Source organism: Pelagibius sp. Alg239-R121, from assembly GCF_947331435.1.
Taxonomy (GTDB): Bacteria; Pseudomonadota; Alphaproteobacteria; order Kiloniellales; family Kiloniellaceae; genus Denitrobaculum.
This window is the reverse complement of sequence record NZ_CAMZOF010000016.1, coordinates 34,553-48,874: the sequence shown is the minus strand read 5'-3', so window position 1 is coordinate 48,874 and position 14,322 is coordinate 34,553. Positions and strand designations below refer to the sequence as shown.

The 14,322-nt window shown below is 52.4% G+C and carries 17 protein-coding genes; 5 read left to right on the top strand and 12 right to left on the bottom strand.

Annotation, left to right across the window (positions count from 1 at the left end; all coding sequences use genetic code 11):
- Positions 1 to 8 precede the first annotated feature (8 nt).
- From QMZ18_RS34680 to QMZ18_RS34660, 5 genes are all read right to left on the bottom strand, one after another.
- On the bottom strand, positions 9 to 1,196 hold the full coding sequence (locus QMZ18_RS34680) for a VirB4 family type IV secretion system protein (protein ID WP_282611032.1): 1,188 nt from the start codon (positions 1,194 to 1,196) through the stop codon (positions 9 to 11).
- Complete coding sequence (locus tag QMZ18_RS34675; RefSeq protein WP_282611031.1) at positions 1,189 to 2,517, bottom strand: hypothetical protein; 1,329 nt, start codon at positions 2,515 to 2,517, stop codon at positions 1,189 to 1,191. The genes QMZ18_RS34680 and QMZ18_RS34675 overlap by 8 nt, the downstream gene beginning before the upstream one ends.
- Positions 2,518 to 2,527: 10 nt before the next feature.
- Positions 2,528 to 2,818 (bottom strand): hypothetical protein, encoded by a 291-nt coding sequence (locus QMZ18_RS34670; RefSeq protein ID WP_282611030.1) that lies wholly within the window; start codon positions 2,816 to 2,818, stop codon positions 2,528 to 2,530.
- Positions 2,819 to 2,891: 73 nt separating this feature from the next.
- Positions 2,892 to 3,137 carry a hypothetical protein gene (locus QMZ18_RS34665; protein ID WP_282611029.1) on the bottom strand — a complete coding sequence of 82 codons (246 nt, stop codon included), beginning with the start codon at positions 3,135 to 3,137 and terminating at the stop codon, positions 2,892 to 2,894.
- A gap of 10 nt (positions 3,138 to 3,147) precedes the next feature.
- On the bottom strand, positions 3,148 to 3,447 hold the full coding sequence (locus QMZ18_RS34660) for a hypothetical protein (protein ID WP_282611028.1): 300 nt from the start codon (positions 3,445 to 3,447) through the stop codon (positions 3,148 to 3,150).
- Positions 3,448 to 3,686: 239 nt separating this feature from the next.
- On the opposite strand from QMZ18_RS34660, the gene QMZ18_RS34655 reads away from it, so the two are divergent.
- Both QMZ18_RS34655 and QMZ18_RS34650 read left to right on the top strand, forming a co-directional pair.
- Complete coding sequence (locus QMZ18_RS34655) at positions 3,687 to 3,974, top strand: ribbon-helix-helix domain-containing protein (RefSeq protein ID WP_282611027.1); 288 nt, start codon at positions 3,687 to 3,689, stop codon at positions 3,972 to 3,974.
- Between the two features lie 8 nt (positions 3,975 to 3,982).
- A complete protein-coding gene (locus tag QMZ18_RS34650; RefSeq protein ID WP_282611026.1) occupies positions 3,983 to 4,255 on the top strand; it encodes a ribbon-helix-helix domain-containing protein in 273 nt (90 codons plus the stop codon).
- A 64-nt stretch (positions 4,256 to 4,319) separates the two neighbouring features.
- Here QMZ18_RS34650 and QMZ18_RS34645 read toward each other — a convergent pair whose 3' ends face one another.
- From QMZ18_RS34645 to QMZ18_RS34635, 3 genes are all read right to left on the bottom strand, one after another.
- Positions 4,320 to 4,679, bottom strand: coding sequence for a single-stranded DNA-binding protein (locus QMZ18_RS34645; protein ID WP_282611025.1), 360 nt, complete (start codon positions 4,677 to 4,679; stop codon positions 4,320 to 4,322).
- Positions 4,680 to 4,877: 198 nt separating this feature from the next.
- The gene (locus tag QMZ18_RS34640) at positions 4,878 to 5,810 is read right to left on the bottom strand and encodes a CpaF family protein (protein WP_282611024.1); all 933 of its coding nucleotides are present in this window, start codon (positions 5,808 to 5,810) and stop codon (positions 4,878 to 4,880) included.
- A gap of 129 nt (positions 5,811 to 5,939) precedes the next feature.
- Positions 5,940 to 6,929 (bottom strand): hypothetical protein, encoded by a 990-nt coding sequence (locus tag QMZ18_RS34635; RefSeq protein ID WP_282611023.1) that lies wholly within the window; start codon positions 6,927 to 6,929, stop codon positions 5,940 to 5,942.
- Between the two features lie 1,718 nt (positions 6,930 to 8,647).
- Between QMZ18_RS34635 and QMZ18_RS34630 the strand changes: the two genes are divergently transcribed.
- The gene (locus QMZ18_RS34630; RefSeq protein WP_282611022.1) at positions 8,648 to 10,345 is read left to right on the top strand and encodes a type IV secretory system conjugative DNA transfer family protein; all 1,698 of its coding nucleotides are present in this window, start codon (positions 8,648 to 8,650) and stop codon (positions 10,343 to 10,345) included.
- Between the two features lie 29 nt (positions 10,346 to 10,374).
- On the opposite strand, the gene QMZ18_RS34625 is transcribed toward QMZ18_RS34630, so the two are convergent.
- The 4 genes from QMZ18_RS34625 to QMZ18_RS34610 all read right to left on the bottom strand — a co-directional run bounded on the left by QMZ18_RS34625 (position 10,375) and on the right by QMZ18_RS34610 (position 12,586).
- Positions 10,375 to 10,872, bottom strand: a complete 498-nt coding sequence (locus tag QMZ18_RS34625) for a hypothetical protein (protein WP_282611021.1) — start codon at positions 10,870 to 10,872, stop codon at positions 10,375 to 10,377.
- Positions 10,873 to 11,186: 314 nt separating this feature from the next.
- Positions 11,187 to 11,510 carry a hypothetical protein gene (locus tag QMZ18_RS34620; protein ID WP_282611020.1) on the bottom strand — a complete coding sequence of 108 codons (324 nt, stop codon included), beginning with the start codon at positions 11,508 to 11,510 and terminating at the stop codon, positions 11,187 to 11,189.
- 455 nt (positions 11,511 to 11,965) lie between these two features.
- Entirely contained in the window at positions 11,966 to 12,196 is a 231-nt protein-coding gene (locus QMZ18_RS34615; protein ID WP_282611076.1) for a WGR domain-containing protein, read from the bottom strand.
- 99 nt (positions 12,197 to 12,295) lie between these two features.
- Positions 12,296 to 12,586 (bottom strand): hypothetical protein, encoded by a 291-nt coding sequence (locus tag QMZ18_RS34610; protein WP_282611019.1) that lies wholly within the window; start codon positions 12,584 to 12,586, stop codon positions 12,296 to 12,298.
- A gap of 283 nt (positions 12,587 to 12,869) precedes the next feature.
- Here QMZ18_RS34610 and QMZ18_RS34605 point away from each other — a divergent pair, with 283 nt between their 5' ends.
- Positions 12,870 to 13,076 (top strand): DUF3955 domain-containing protein, encoded by a 207-nt coding sequence (locus QMZ18_RS34605; protein ID WP_282611018.1) that lies wholly within the window; start codon positions 12,870 to 12,872, stop codon positions 13,074 to 13,076.
- A 757-nt stretch (positions 13,077 to 13,833) separates the two neighbouring features.
- Positions 13,834 to 14,274: a hypothetical protein gene (locus QMZ18_RS34600; protein ID WP_282611017.1), complete on the top strand. Its 441-nt coding sequence runs from the start codon at positions 13,834 to 13,836 to the stop codon at positions 14,272 to 14,274.
- The last annotated feature ends 48 nt before the right edge of the window (positions 14,275 to 14,322 follow it).

The window sequence follows — 14,322 nt, the reverse complement described above, 5'->3', positions numbered from 1 at the left end:
GGTGATCCTTATTCAGCAGCTTGGAGATCATCTGAAGAATGACCGAGGGCCTGAACAAAGCGATCCAGTCCTTTCTCAAAACCGTAGCGGTTGATTAGTTCGGTCCGCAGCGCGACCTCGCGCGGGCGGCTGGTGTTGATGGCGTGTTGTTCCGGCTCGACCCGGAGAATGACTTTTTTAGCAACGCCGCTTTCGGGCTGTAGAATGAAGGCCTCCCGCTTGGGCACGAGGGTCCGGATGGCTTCGCACTGCCCATCCGTGAGGGGAAAGGCTTCCTTGTACTTGGCTTCGTTGAAGCCCCCGTCCGCCAGAAACACGAAAGTGCTCGCCGCCCCACGAATCACGTCCCATTCGGGTACACTGAGATATTCGTTCGCGCCCTGCGACCAGAGAGTGACGCCGGCGCCGAACTGACGCCAAGTCCGGATTTTGCTGACAATAAACTGCCGCAGAGTCGGCAGGGACAGCGCGTAATGCGCCTCGTCGATCTCAAGCAGCTTGGGCCGCGCCCGGTTTTCCTCGGCCTCGAACTCCCGAACGACCCGGTGAAAGATCTCCAGCATCATCGGCTTCAAGAGCTTCGGGTTGTCCCGAAAGGCCTGAAGATTGAAAACACTGATCCGTTTATCCAGGCTGCCAATCCCATCGGCCTTGGCATCGAAGAGACCCGCATAGAGACCGCCGTTATGCCAACGGGAGAACTTGCGCCGCAGCTCTACGGGCAGATGCGCAATCAGATGATCGAGATTGCGGTCCTCTTCCTTCAAGCGGAGTGTAGCAAGCACGGCCTTATCGAACTTTGGTTGTTCACCGGTCGCAAATTGCTTGGCAGCCAGCTCGTCGTTAACCGCCAGAAGTTCCTGAGCCAGAGAGAGCATGTGCGCCAGAAAGGCGCGATCGCCCTCACCCTTGTACGAAATGAAGGGATTGATTCCTCTAGCGCCGTCACCGGCCCTGAAGATACCGCCGGCGTCACCGAAAAACTGCGCCAGGGTTTCGGTGCCGGGATTGATATCAATCGACCAGCTAAAGCCGCCATATTTCAGGAAGTGCGTAGTCGAGGTGTTCTTAAAGAAGGTCTTGCCCGATCCTGGAGATCCGACGCAGATAATGAAGCAGCGATCGCTGGCATAGGGATTGTAAAAAAACGGCTCGGCGGAAGCCGTTTCGAAAACGTAAAGAGCTTCCTCAGCCATTCAGATCCTCCACGAGACGGCAGCCATTGTTGGCGCGGTTGACCAGCGACAGCGCCGCTGCGCGGGAGCTGGAAACCGTCGCCTGACGAATGCTCTTGGCCTCGCCGCCCGGCTGGAGCGACTGAAAGGCCATGGGTAGGCCGACCCCTTCCCAAACAAGGGAAAAACCCTTGGCTTCGAGGGAGTTATTAAAATTGATCACCGACTGCTTAAGCTTGAGCGGGCTCTCGTCAAACAACACCAGTTGCGCGAACTGCGTCGCCCAGGTGTCGTCCAGCGCCTCTGCTTGCTCCAGTTGCTCGATCTTCTGGCGGATTGCCAACCGCTCGTCCTTCGTGTCGAGAAAATCGTCTCCGACAAAGAGTGAAAAGAGATCGACACGGGTCCGGTCCACCCTGGTCCGCGCCGCCTTGAAGGAGAAAGTCTGCTGTATCGCGGAGAGTGGCGTGTAGTGGTTCTGCAGGATGAAATTACCGGGCCGACCGATGATCGGGTCCGGCCCCTTGCTCCAGAGACCGATTGGATTCTTCGGGGTCTTATGGATAGAAGCGATCCGGCAATAGCGCGTTTCCGCACCGTTTAGCCGGAGCGCGTCTTCATGATTCAGCTTAACCGGCACAATGTCGCCACTCGCCAGCGCCACATCGCAGTCATCCACAGGCGCAGGCGCTTTGTAAGCGGGATCGAGAAAAAGGGGATTGAAGGTCGCGAAAAACCGCAGCAAGGGCCAAAATTCGTCACGCCTCAAACGACGGGCGCTCATAGCCAGAGACCACTTCGCTGCAGCATCGTCCGCCGCCCGGCTCAGAGCTTCCGCACGCGCTTCCAGTTCGCGTTCGCGCAAGATAAGTGCATTCGGGCGGCGTAAGCGGCTCAAGACAGTCTGGCGGCTCTCCCGACTAAGAAAGAACATCGGCAGGTTCTTGATCAGAGTTGTCGACAGATAGCCGTTCCAGTCGTTCGGGTCGTGCATCTGGATCACGTGGATCAGGCGGCTCCGCGCCAGACCGCGCTTATTCAGCGCGGCCTCGCGGGCTTTCGATACCTTGTGGGAAAGAGGGTCTTCACGGTCCCGCAGCCTGATCTCCTCGCTGCCCCCATGGATGTAATATTCCGAGACGCTGCAGTTGTTCGGCAACGCCCCGTAAATCACCCGCGAGAGCATCGAGAGGGTTACAGCATCCTGATCCGTCTGTGCATCGGGATCGCTACCGCCTAGCTCGATGGCCGTAATTAAACTGCCCGTTTTGGTCAGCTGGTGCGGCCCGACTGGACAGATCAGGGGAAAAGCTTCGGAAACCGGAAAGTCTCTAGGGATCATGTTCTCTTCTCTAGGTGACGGTAAACCCGGCCACAACGGTGCCCAGATTGACGATTAAGAGCCCGGCTGCAGCGGCGCGAAGTGCGATGCCAAGGCCTCCGCCTCTCGGGGCAAGCGCCCACATCGACGCACCCAAGATCAGACCGCCAACGATCACAACCAAGCCCCAGGGGCCGGTTGCGAAGTTGATCCAATCCTGCAAGTAGTCCTCCATCTTACCAATACCGCGCGCACCGCCGGACTTGCCGATGTCGTACTCCGCGAAGGCTTGCCCGGCGGCCACCATGAGTCCGCCAGACATCGAAGCTCCAAATAGAGAGAGCCTTGAAATCAGAGTTTTCATTATTCAGTACCTTTTCTATCAGTTACGGGGTTTAGAGAAATCGACGGTCGACCCAGGCAACGGCACGCCCGAACAGTGGGGAAAGGGCAAGTATCGAAACCCCGGTGAGTAGGGTAATTCCAATTGTGTTTGCCACGATCGGCACTCCCTCTGTGCCGATCGTTCGAAGCAAGCGAAGAAAGAACGTCATTGAATAGGCAACCCCGACTCCCACCAGAAATAGGAATGGCGAGCAGATCGCGAGTGCGACAAGGCGCCTTTTCCGCCAAGTTTTCATGAAGCTTCTCCTAATCTGGAATGAAATAGATCGACTTCGGGCGGCCGCGTCCGATCCTCCAGGCGTTCACGCGTGACATCAGACGTGCGCGCCAGGGAACCAAACCTTCAGGGTCCAGCAGATAGAGCTGATAGAGGCCGTAAAAACCGACCAGACCGACAAAAAGGCCGAAATACCATGCAATCAAGACACCACTGACGACCGATATCGCGCCGGTTGCAATGAAATGTGTCGAGGGCACGCCAAGAATTCGATCAACGCTCGAAAAAACCTCATGCGCGTGAGTCTTATCCTCAAAGTTGTGATCCACCGACAAAATTCCCTAAACCACTCGCGTTAGCATTGAAATCGCTTTTATCTCTCGCGATACTAGCGTTCATGATTTTTTATCAATTATTATTTTTTGTTTAAACAAAGATTTTTTTTGTTTTATCGGACATGCCGCCTGTAACAATGTTGTGTCACAGTGTTTTTTGGGGAGGTTTTTTCGAGTATTGATCTAATCCAATCGATAGAAGATAAGCTACAATCAAGCAATTGGGGGCGCTGTTGAGCAACGAACCGAAAATCATTTCTGGCAGAAAAAAGAACGAACGCGAACAACACAGTGTTACACTGGCGTTTCCGCAACCGCTTCTCGAAGGTCTGGATGAAGTAATAAGTAAAGTACGCGTCGACTATGGCATCAATACGTCACGCTCAGAGGTCATACGCACAGCAGTAAAAACTATCGTTTGCACTTTTGATAGCGCGCGTACAGGAAAGAACCCCCTTACTTACGGCGACGTAGAAAACATCTTTGAACAAGCTTTTAAAGATTACTGGAAAGCACCTTAGGAGGGGTCATGGCAAGACGAAGCTCAAGCAAGGACTATGATTACGAGCCGCGTATTTCCATTGGATTATCTGAGCCTCTCGTGAACGAGCTGGACCAGCGCGTTGATCTCATTCGCCGAAATTATGGGATCGGCACATCCCGAGTGGATTTGATCCGTTCCGCTGTCAAAGTCTACGTTGAAACCTTCGATAAGGTGCAGGCAGACAACAAGCCGCTAACCCTTACAGACATAGAGAATGCTTACGAACGGGCTTTCAAGGCTTACTGGTCTGAAAGATAAAAAGAGAGATAACGCAAAGCGTTATCTCTCTTTTGCAATCGCCCTTAACCCGGACTACTAAGTTCTAAGCCGCTTCGCTGGATGCCTGTTCCGTATCTTCTTTGGAGGCTCGGACAAGTATCTTGCGTTCGGTCATGATTAGGTCGATCCCGCGCTTTTCACTCTCCGTTTCAGTCGAAGACTGGGACCAGGGCCGCAAATCTCCTCTGATCTGAATCAGATCGCCAACACGCAGTTTCTCAGCTAAACGCGCCAGTCCCGCCGGAACCGTAACATAGTGCCAGAAGGTTCTCTTCTGCCACCCGTTCTCATCCTTCCAGGACCTTTCCGTCGCAACGGATATCCCGAAAGCAACCGGCGAATCGTCTTCCCGGCGGTCAAAAATTTTGCCAATCCGGCCAATAATCGTGAACTCAGCTTGCATTACGCTTCTCCTATTTCAACCAGGATAACGCTCCGTCCACATTCAAGCGGACGAGCGCTTGTCAGTGGACGGGCGCAGCGTAACGCACAAATGCCTCTCTGCATGCATCTTTTTTATGCTTTTTATACACATCAATAAAAAGAGCCATTTGCGAACATTTGTTAACCGTGAAAAGCAGAAAACTTCACACCCATGAGTTTAATGCAGGTTTCCATCCTCATCGACCTCGACAATCTCTCTCACCTTACGAAACCCTTTTATTTCTCTTTTAACGTGTATTAAAAGATCGACGTTTGAGCAAATCAGACGCCGTATGAGCTCTAGACTTAGGTTTGGCGCATGACGGGCGTAAAGTGTTTCCAACCGAACCAGCGCGTCGGACGCACTGTTCGCATGGATCGTGGAGATACAGCCCGCATGGCCGGTGTTGATCGCGTCAACCAAAGCCGTCGCCGCCTCCGGAGAGCGCACCTCTCCAACGATGATTCTGTCCGGACGTTGCCGCAACGCATTCTCGATCAACCGCCCCATGGTCACCGTATCGCCGTGATCCCCACCGAGACGCTTTGCCGCCTCGAAGGAAACCACATGCGGACGATCTACAAGCCCCTCCGCCGTGTCCTCGACGGTGATGACCCGCTCCGCCGGATCGATGAACGAACAGACCGCCCGCAACACTGTCGTCTTGCCGCTGCCGGTTCCGCCGGCAACCAGAATATTCTTTCGGTCCAAAACCGCCTTCTGAAGAATATCGCATTCCGCATCGGCCAACATTCTGCGTTCCAGCAGATCATCCATCGTGAATTTTCGCTTGGGAAAGGGCCGGATGGACAGACACCGGCCCTTAACCGCGATCGGCGGCAAAACCGCGTTGACGCGCGTTCCGTTTGGTAGGCGTGCGTCGAGAATTTGCTTACCTGCTTCATCGGCATCCTGACCAAGACTGTTAGCGATGATATCGATGAAGGATTCGAGCTCCATTTCATCCCGCCACTGCGATGTTGTCTTTGAGAGTTCACCGTTCTTTTCGATCCAGATCTCATCGAAGCGGTTGACCAAAATATCCGTGACATCCGGGTCTTCCAGATAAACGGCAATTGGATCTGAATAGTGCGTCAGAAGATCCGTCATGACATACCTTCAAATTCGTGAATTGCCGATAAACTGCGCATTGGCGATCTAGTTCGTGTGTTCCGCTTACTGCTCACAGCTAAACAATGACCTCCCTCAAATTGCTAACCTCCAATTCGGTTTTCTCCGCTACCCTTTTCCTTGCTGGCGAAGGTGTTTCTTGAACTCCGGATCCTTATCAAATGCGAATTCGACCAGGAGCGGGATCAGTTCCTCGTTCGTGATTGTTGTGCTGTGTTTTTCCTCAAAAGCTGCGCGATAGCTTTCCAGCTTGGCAAAGCTTTTCGATGTAAAAACGACCTTCTTCATGGTCACATTCTCACTCTTCACGGGCGGTGCAATGGATACGGACATATCGTCTTCCTTCTCTTCAGCTAAGATCTTGGTTTTTGGTTTTCTCTCTGTCTTACGCCAGGCATCAGAAATAGGTTTCAAACCCTCCGCCATGCGCGCATTGACAAGTTCGATAGGCACTGTCTTGTAGGATTGATATCGGAGATATCCCTGCATCCGGTCAGTGATAGGACAGGCTTCTTCTCCCTTGATGCGTCCCCACTCCCGAATAAAGTGTTTCCGCAAGGCGAAAACCTGCTGTCTGATACCGCGAAAGCCGGGAAGACTTTGCAGTGATCGGATAACCGCTTTCGCTTCGGAATCGTCTTTCGCATGTCGAATCGTATTTTCGATCCATTCCTCATAACCGCGGTACTGTTTCTGAGTAAGGCGCCATGTCCATCTTGGCACCGAACTTGCCGCCGGAAGGCAGATCGCCTCGTACTGGTCTTGAAACAGAATGCGGCTTCGTTTGTGATCGGCACGCCGCAACTTTTCTTCAGATAAAGCTGGATGCTCACCTTCTGTCAGAAGAAACCAAAAGTCGTAAGTAAGACTGTCCGATCCCGGATAGAGAAATAGACGGGCGTTTGCCTCACCATGCCGCTTTCTTTTTTGAGCTTCAACACGATCTGGATTGACCGAATATTTTTCTTCGAATTTGGTGAACAATCTCTCCGCTTTTTCAAACGGAACGCGGCCAGTGGTATGGTAGATGTATCCTTTCGATATCGCAGCTATAATGTGGCGCATTACGCCGCTTTTATGAACAAAAATCTCAGGCATACATTCTAACTGTGATTATATAAAAACCGAAACGGGCAATTCTATGCAGAATTGTGATTTTTTATCTAGAGATTCCTGGAAAAAATTTTTTGGGCGACTTTGCGCTTGATCGCGCAGAGTCTCAAATGCAATTCTGCCAGCGCAGAACGACTATCTGCGACTGGATGATTGTGTGAACGGGACGAAACTGGCAACCGCCGTAATCGTCTGCTGCTCGCCTTTCGAACGATGAAACCAAGCCAAAGAGGAGTGCCCTTCCCCGCCGAAAAGAGAGAGAACGTCCGTCATTCCAGAGCGACCCCAACCGTAAGCCCATCTTTGATGACCGCTTACTCCGGGCTAGCCACCTGGATAATGCGGTCTTTTTCACAAATCTCGATTCAGCAGCAAGGGAGGTCGCCAACCTCGATACCGCCCAACTTCATCGCTCATCATGAAAGGAAGACAGAAGCGATGCCCGGCCTTGCCGCAAAGTTAGTCTCGAAATAGCCAATCGATCCGTCCCCGCTTTATGCGGGGCTAGCGGTCGCCAACCGCCAGAGGAGTGCACGGCTGCCTGCCCGCACTCCAGCACTTGCCGTAGCCGGATGCTCGTAATTGAGCTCGTCCGGCTGCAACGGGCGCTCGGGGCTGTAATGCCCCGTTCGACCCAATCGCTCTTTGATATTGTTAAGAGAATGGGCGACGCGGAAACGGGAGCCGTGGCAACACGGTCAACCCTATTCTGTTGGAAAAGCGGTATCCAGTCCGCTCTAGGGGGTGCTCGTAAGGGTACAACCTATGCCAATGTCGTGGGTGTCAGCACAGTGGGAAACCATCGTGAGCCGGTAAGGGGAAACCTGGAACCGGCGGTACCGTGAGGGGCAACCTTTGCGGATCGGCGAATAGCTCAAGCGACTAATAGCATCCCTCGAGGATGCTTTTTGGAGATCAAGAGCCGCTGGTCGGACCTTCAGTGTCCGGTTGGTTAAAGTTGGAAACAAGCAAGCGAGTAAGGGAGATGCTTTGGAATCTCGGTCCCCTGAAATCGGATAAACATTATCCGATAGGGTTTAACCCTAGCTTGTTTTGTGAGACGGCGGCGTTCTGATCGTTAAGACCGGCAGAACTAACGCGGGAAGCGCTACGGCCGTAAGACTGGGTGGCACCAGTCCAGGCTATGCGTGGGAGCGGCGTGAGTAGAGTAAAAATCCCTTCGGCGATTTAACCGAAGCCTTGGGAGAGAAACAGGATATCCGGTTGGCACCGGCTCTGTTTCAAAGCCTCGAAAGCGCTAAGCGAGTGCGTATCGGATCATTGTGCCTGGCGGCACTTTGGTGAAACGCGGCTCCTTTTCGGTTGGCACCGGAAAGGTTCGAGACGATCCGCTGGCGCGGGTCATTAACGTCCTCTTTTGGACAACTCATCATCTGGATTAACAGGAGTTTCTGCGATGAAAGGATTCATCACGAGTATGAAAACATGGACAGCTTACAGGAGGGTAGCACCCTCATGGTTGGCGGCTTCTCTACCCAAACTTAAGGGTAAAACAAGGGAAGGCCGCCACCCTCCCCTGCTGTTCTTCAGCTCGGGTTTTATGGTGTCCTTTCTCGCATGACAGCCTCTTGAATAGGCTAATTGCACAAACTAGGCGGACGATCCTTTATGGATCGTCCGCCTCCCATAATGCAAAACCCCAATCCCGCCGACCGGAATAAGGCGGCTGAACGGACGGAAAGATGTCGGAAAAACTGAACTTGATTGCCAGCAATTTGATGATCGGTTACATCGAGGGCTTTGAACCGGCCTGGTTCATTGTTCTCTGCACGGCCCTCTTCCTAATTATCCTGACCGGAATTGCACCGCTGATCTTGTCAGCCACAATGACATCGTTTGAGGTAACCGCCCTCTTACTACGCCGCACCGTACTGGCGGCCTTCGGGCTGTTAGTTTTTACACTGCTTGCCTATTACGCCACCCTCACCGAGTTTCACTCGGGCGAGGAAATCACCCTGATTCTTTCCGATGCCTTTATCATCTGGGCTCCGGCAATCCTACTCGCTCCCCTGCTCGGCCTGGCAATGAAACTCGCAGGCGGCCGATATCTCGTTCCCAGAATCTCCGCGCTCCTACGGTCCTGGCGCGTTCAGCAATCCGACGAAAAGCCCTCCGACATGCGGGAGGAGATCGACGCCATAAAGCCGCTCTCCTATCTGCCCGCGGACTACGACAAACCAGGCAAGGTCTTTACCGGCAAGACCATTGACGGCCAGCCCCTCTACATCGCCCTCGATGATTGGAAAGCCATCAATAAGACGGTCGTCGGCGCAACCAGATTCGGGAAGGGCGTCACCTTCCAGATCTGGATCGAGCAGGCTATCCTACGCGGCGAGACCGTCTTCATGATTGATCCCAAGGGAGACGAATTCCTGCCCGAAGTCATGCGGCAGACCTGCAGGAAAGCCGGCCGCCGTTTCATTTATCTCAACCTCGAAGACCCCAATGCACGGGGCAAATGGGGACCATTTCTCGGCAGCACACCCGCAAACCGCCGCTCTCGCTTCTACAGCGTTATGGATCTGGAGGAACGTGGGACTGACGCCGATCACTACAAAGCTTTGACCCGCGAAGTCCTGTTTGACTTCTTCCAAGACGGCGAAGAGCGGCCTGCCCTGCGGATCCTGCATGAAAAACTAAAGAATATTGAGGACGAAGAGCTCTGGAAAAACGTTTCGACAGTCCGTGCCCGGCTAAAGGAATGGTCCGGTTACAAGTCGCTCAACCCCAAACCTGATAAGGGTTTTTCCATCGAACAGACCCTCATGGAAAACACCGTCGTCTACGTCCGTGGCTCACTGGAAGATGCCGTAATCCGGAACGCGACTAAAGCCTTGATTATAGAGATACTGCAGGAAGTTCGCCGACTTGCGCCGCAGCGAAAGAATCATCTCAACCTCTTTATCGATGAGCTGCGCTTCCTGATTTCCACGCCAATCGTCGATGCCCTGGCAACCATCCTCCAGTTCAACGCCACCATAACGACAGCCTATCAGAACTTCGGTGACCTCCGGACACCAGTCGATAGCAAGCTGGACGGCCGGGCGATCGAGCAGGCCGTCAAGACCAACTCCCAAATCAAGGTTATCTTCGGTGGACAGGATCCCGATGTGGCAGAATACGTCGCAGAAACATCGGGTAAGCTCCACAAGAAAGTCGCGCGTTATGAGCGCACCGAAATCAACAGCCAGGGCGGCGAAAGCTGGGGATCACAACGCATGATCTCAGACCTAGAAGAGGCCGTGATCCCAGAAAATACCGTCCTGGCCCTACCGAAGCGCGTCGCGGTATACTTCCAGCCAGGGCAGCTCGCAAAAATTATCTCCCTCGCGCCAGTCCCCATCGAGCCAAAAAAACAGATCCAGGAAGCCGCTGAATGAATCTACCGGCGTGTGGAGTATGGTAACTATTACATAAATCGAAGATCTTTAACGCCACGCTGCTTTAGTTTTTCTTGTATTCGTGGAAACTTGAATTCACGAATATTCGGATCTCGCGAAAGTAAGATTTTTATCATCTCATCAACGTTTGTTTTATACTTTTGAAAGACAGTGTTAAGAGATAACGCCCACGCCTCTGTTAGGTCCTCGTCACCATTCCATGTAAGTAGAGACAGACATTTTGTGGTAGGGCTTTCGCCCTTCCCCTTATCGGCGCGGGTATCCTTCTCCGACACATCAAACGCAATAAAAAATAACATAATGGCATCATACAATTCTCTGTTGTAAGCCGTATAAGGTCTCGGTTCCTTACCTTTCTTCCGAGTTGTTGTCGGATAGTCTCGCGCCCCATCAGCGCGTCTTGGGTTAAAACAAGGCGGGGTTTCTTTCCCAGACAATCTTATGAGATGTGGTCCTGCATAGTTTCCTACAAACACCCGCTCCACATCCTTCTGATCGTCTTTCATAGTAAGTTCGATGACGAAAACTTCGTCCTTCAAATTAGCGTATAACCCTTGAATGGGGCTCCCAATTATTTTGTACCGTGATACCGGCCTAACAAAACATATTTTGCTTAAATACTTTCGCCCTTCATCTCCTTTTCTTATATTCTCAAGAATTTCTCGCAAGCGTGCCATAATATATCAGTATTTTTTGTTAGAGTGGTGCTTTGGTTCTTCTGGTAACGTCTTGTGCTGTCGTAACCGAACGTAGGAAGGGAACCTGCTTTCGCAAGTTCCCTTCAGGAAGCGGCCACGCAATGGGCCTACACTCGATCGACCTAGGTTGTCGCCACAGTAACCGATGCCGCAATCGCCACAAGCAGAGTGGCGGCGACAGCAACGCGATGCAGGTTCAGCCCAAACGCACGAGGCGTCCTGGAAACATGAACCGGCAAATCCCGCAGATCGTCCACATAGGACCGATGTTCCCTCAGTTGATGCGTCAGATCCTTACGGACCGACACGATCTCCTTGTCAAGCTGGTGGAAGTCTGAAACTTCCGCCTTGCGATCAAGGGCGACCGCCAAAGCGGCCGCTTTCTCTTTCGACAATCCCAACTCTATGAAGGCTTCCTCAAAGTGTTTTCCAGTTACTCGGGTCATGACCGACTCCTATCGTTTCAGGACAAGCCGCAACACCGAATAGCGCCGACTGGCACCAAACGGTACCAGCGGCCCTACCAGTCTAGGATAACCGGATCCTCCTGGGTAGAGACAAAGTGTTGGTTTTCCGGGTTATGGCGACAGCGACCGCGAAAGCTTGTCGCCCATGAGGTTCATTCTATCCTCCATGGGCAACGTGAATTGAATCGGGTATCGGAAATGAAAAAGGAGCGTTTCCGAAGAACACGCTCCTTCCGGGATCGGCCACGATCCGGGCCAGGTTTTGGCGTAACGATAGTCGCAGTTAATCCGGTCGAAAAATGGTTGATGATTGCAGTGCGCTACAAGTAACTTCCAGGGCCATTTTTGTGATGAATTCTATGGGCGTGATGTCGTCGGTGTAAGAGACGAGAAGATTCACATCGGTATGAAAGTGATTGAAAAGATCGAAATATTTAGCAGTACCCGCGCTGCCGCTTCTGCTTCGAGAGTGCTATCATAGCCGAGACCGCTCTCCCCTCATCCGCGTACAGGTCATTCCGGCATTGTCCTGTCGTACCGATCCGACCCCACTCGCGCACCAATGTACACCCGCTGAAAAGATTCGGCTGGAGCTGCATCCGGTAAAACCGCCGCATGTTTCGGGCCGGATCAACCCGGTGGATCAATACGCTGGCCGGAAACATCGATAGTTGTTCGTTCATCATTCCAACCGCTCAGAATGAAAAAGGAGTGGTTCTTACGAACACACTCCTTTCGGGATCGGCCACCATGAGGAGCCTAGCTTACACAGTGAACGACCCGCGAAAGATTGCGATTGCAACCCCCGCCAGTATCGTTCCGCCTAAACCGAATATAGCCAGCAGAAGCTTATTCTGAAACCGAGTGAACTGAGCCGCAAGTTTCTCATCATAACGAGATTCATGACGATCCAGTGCATCTGTCAGGGCTTGCTTCAGAGTCTGCTCATTAACAGTGTTGGTCATGACCATATCAATGATTTCCCTTGCCGCAGCTTCCTTTAAACCAGATTCAGTTAAACGTTCTGTGTAGACCTTCCATATCGGATACTCCATGTGTCACCTATTTATCGAGGTTAGCATTTCAGTATCCGCCGCACCTTTGGCAAGGTGTCAGCGGACACCACCAAAGGTACTCAGCCACTAAAAGTGACCGACCGTATTTTAACCGTGAATTATTCCCTAAATCCACTGTTCTCTTCACTGAAATACTGGGGCAGATTCTCAGTTCACCTGCTCAAGATCCCGAGCACACAAACTAGAAAACGGCCGCTTTGCACGAGTTTTCGTCATTAAATCTGTCGATATGATCGCCCAACACAACGGGAAGAATCAAATTATGGCGTTCAAAATTCAGATGGCCGGCATTGCCGCCCTCGTCGCCAGCGCGATCTCGCTGTTGCTCGAGAACATCTTCTACGGCTACGTCGACGCCGAAGGCGTGCTGCAGGAAAGCCTTTTCCTTCCGATCGGATTTCTGCTTCTTGCCCTGGGCGCCGCTCTGGTTGCCGTAGGATTGGCCGTCAGGCTTTTCCGACCTGCGTAACGTCGAGACAGCCTGTCCAGCCAGCACGGCCGCCATCGTCAGATATAGCGAGGCTGGATCCGCACCCCTGCCCTTTGCTGCACGATCGACGAACTGGCCCTGTGTGGACGAAGCTGCATGTTGGGCTGAGAAATCAGGTAAGATTTTGATAAACCTTCTCTGAAATACTCTAGTCAGTGGAGATTTGCTCCTTGGTCAGAATGTGTCTTCACTTCTTAAAAGCGCGAGGCCAGATGTTCTAAATGGATCATCTGGCCTTTCTGCGTTGGAATTTGTGAGGTGGCTTTTCATCCCGGGCCGCAGCTGCCCTCTTTCTCCCAGTAGCCATAACGAAAGAAGCCGGACCAAGTGCCAGGGTCCGGCTTCTGCGTCTTCGGCAATCAACATTGCGGCTTAAAATGCCAACTGCACCTATGAGGGTATATATTGCCGCAACAAGAACCACATCGATCCCAATGACCTGATCAACCGCCCTGCCCTCTCGCCCTTCGTGAACGTACGGGAGTTGCGCCAGAAAATCGTCTGCAGTGCCTGCGGCTCGAGATCGATCAACTTGCTGCTCCAGGATCGGCATGTCGTCGAGACATGGTATCCGGATCCGGAAAACTGGGCACCGGACGATGACAGCCACCTGCGGGACGTTAACTTGTAAAACAAATTTGATTTACTACTTTAAGTTCTCTGTTTATCTATTAATGGGCGCAGGTATCCGACAAGGGCGCACGATTTACGATTTTGTACATGGAGAACTGATTTTATGAGAAAGCTCGGCGTAATTGGCTCATTTGCTTCGATATTCGGTCTGGCGATAGCGTTGGTATCCTTCAATCAACCTTCAAACAGCCAGACATCTTCAAACAAAAACACCAACTCAATTAGCGGAACAACTAACGCCCCTGTTGTGCAGGGAAGCCCTGGAGCAACGATCAACATCAACCCTCAAGCTCCAAAGCCGCAAAAGTCTTTTGTGCTAAGAAATCCGATGACCGGCGCAACACTGCTTGTAGGTGTGCCAGGCGTGTTTAATGCGAAACCCAAAGATCACATTTGTATGGTTCCCCCAGGAACCGCAATTGAGAAGACAGGCCGAATCTTTAGGGAGCAAACTGTAGAGACCTTCAATGAGGTGAAAATCCTAGAAGGTAGTTGTGCAGGCGAGACGGGTTGGGTTGCGATTGAGACTATTAGCTATGAATGAGAGCAAGATTGGTCATCCAGAGCGCCGGGGCTTTTTCCCCCGGCCACT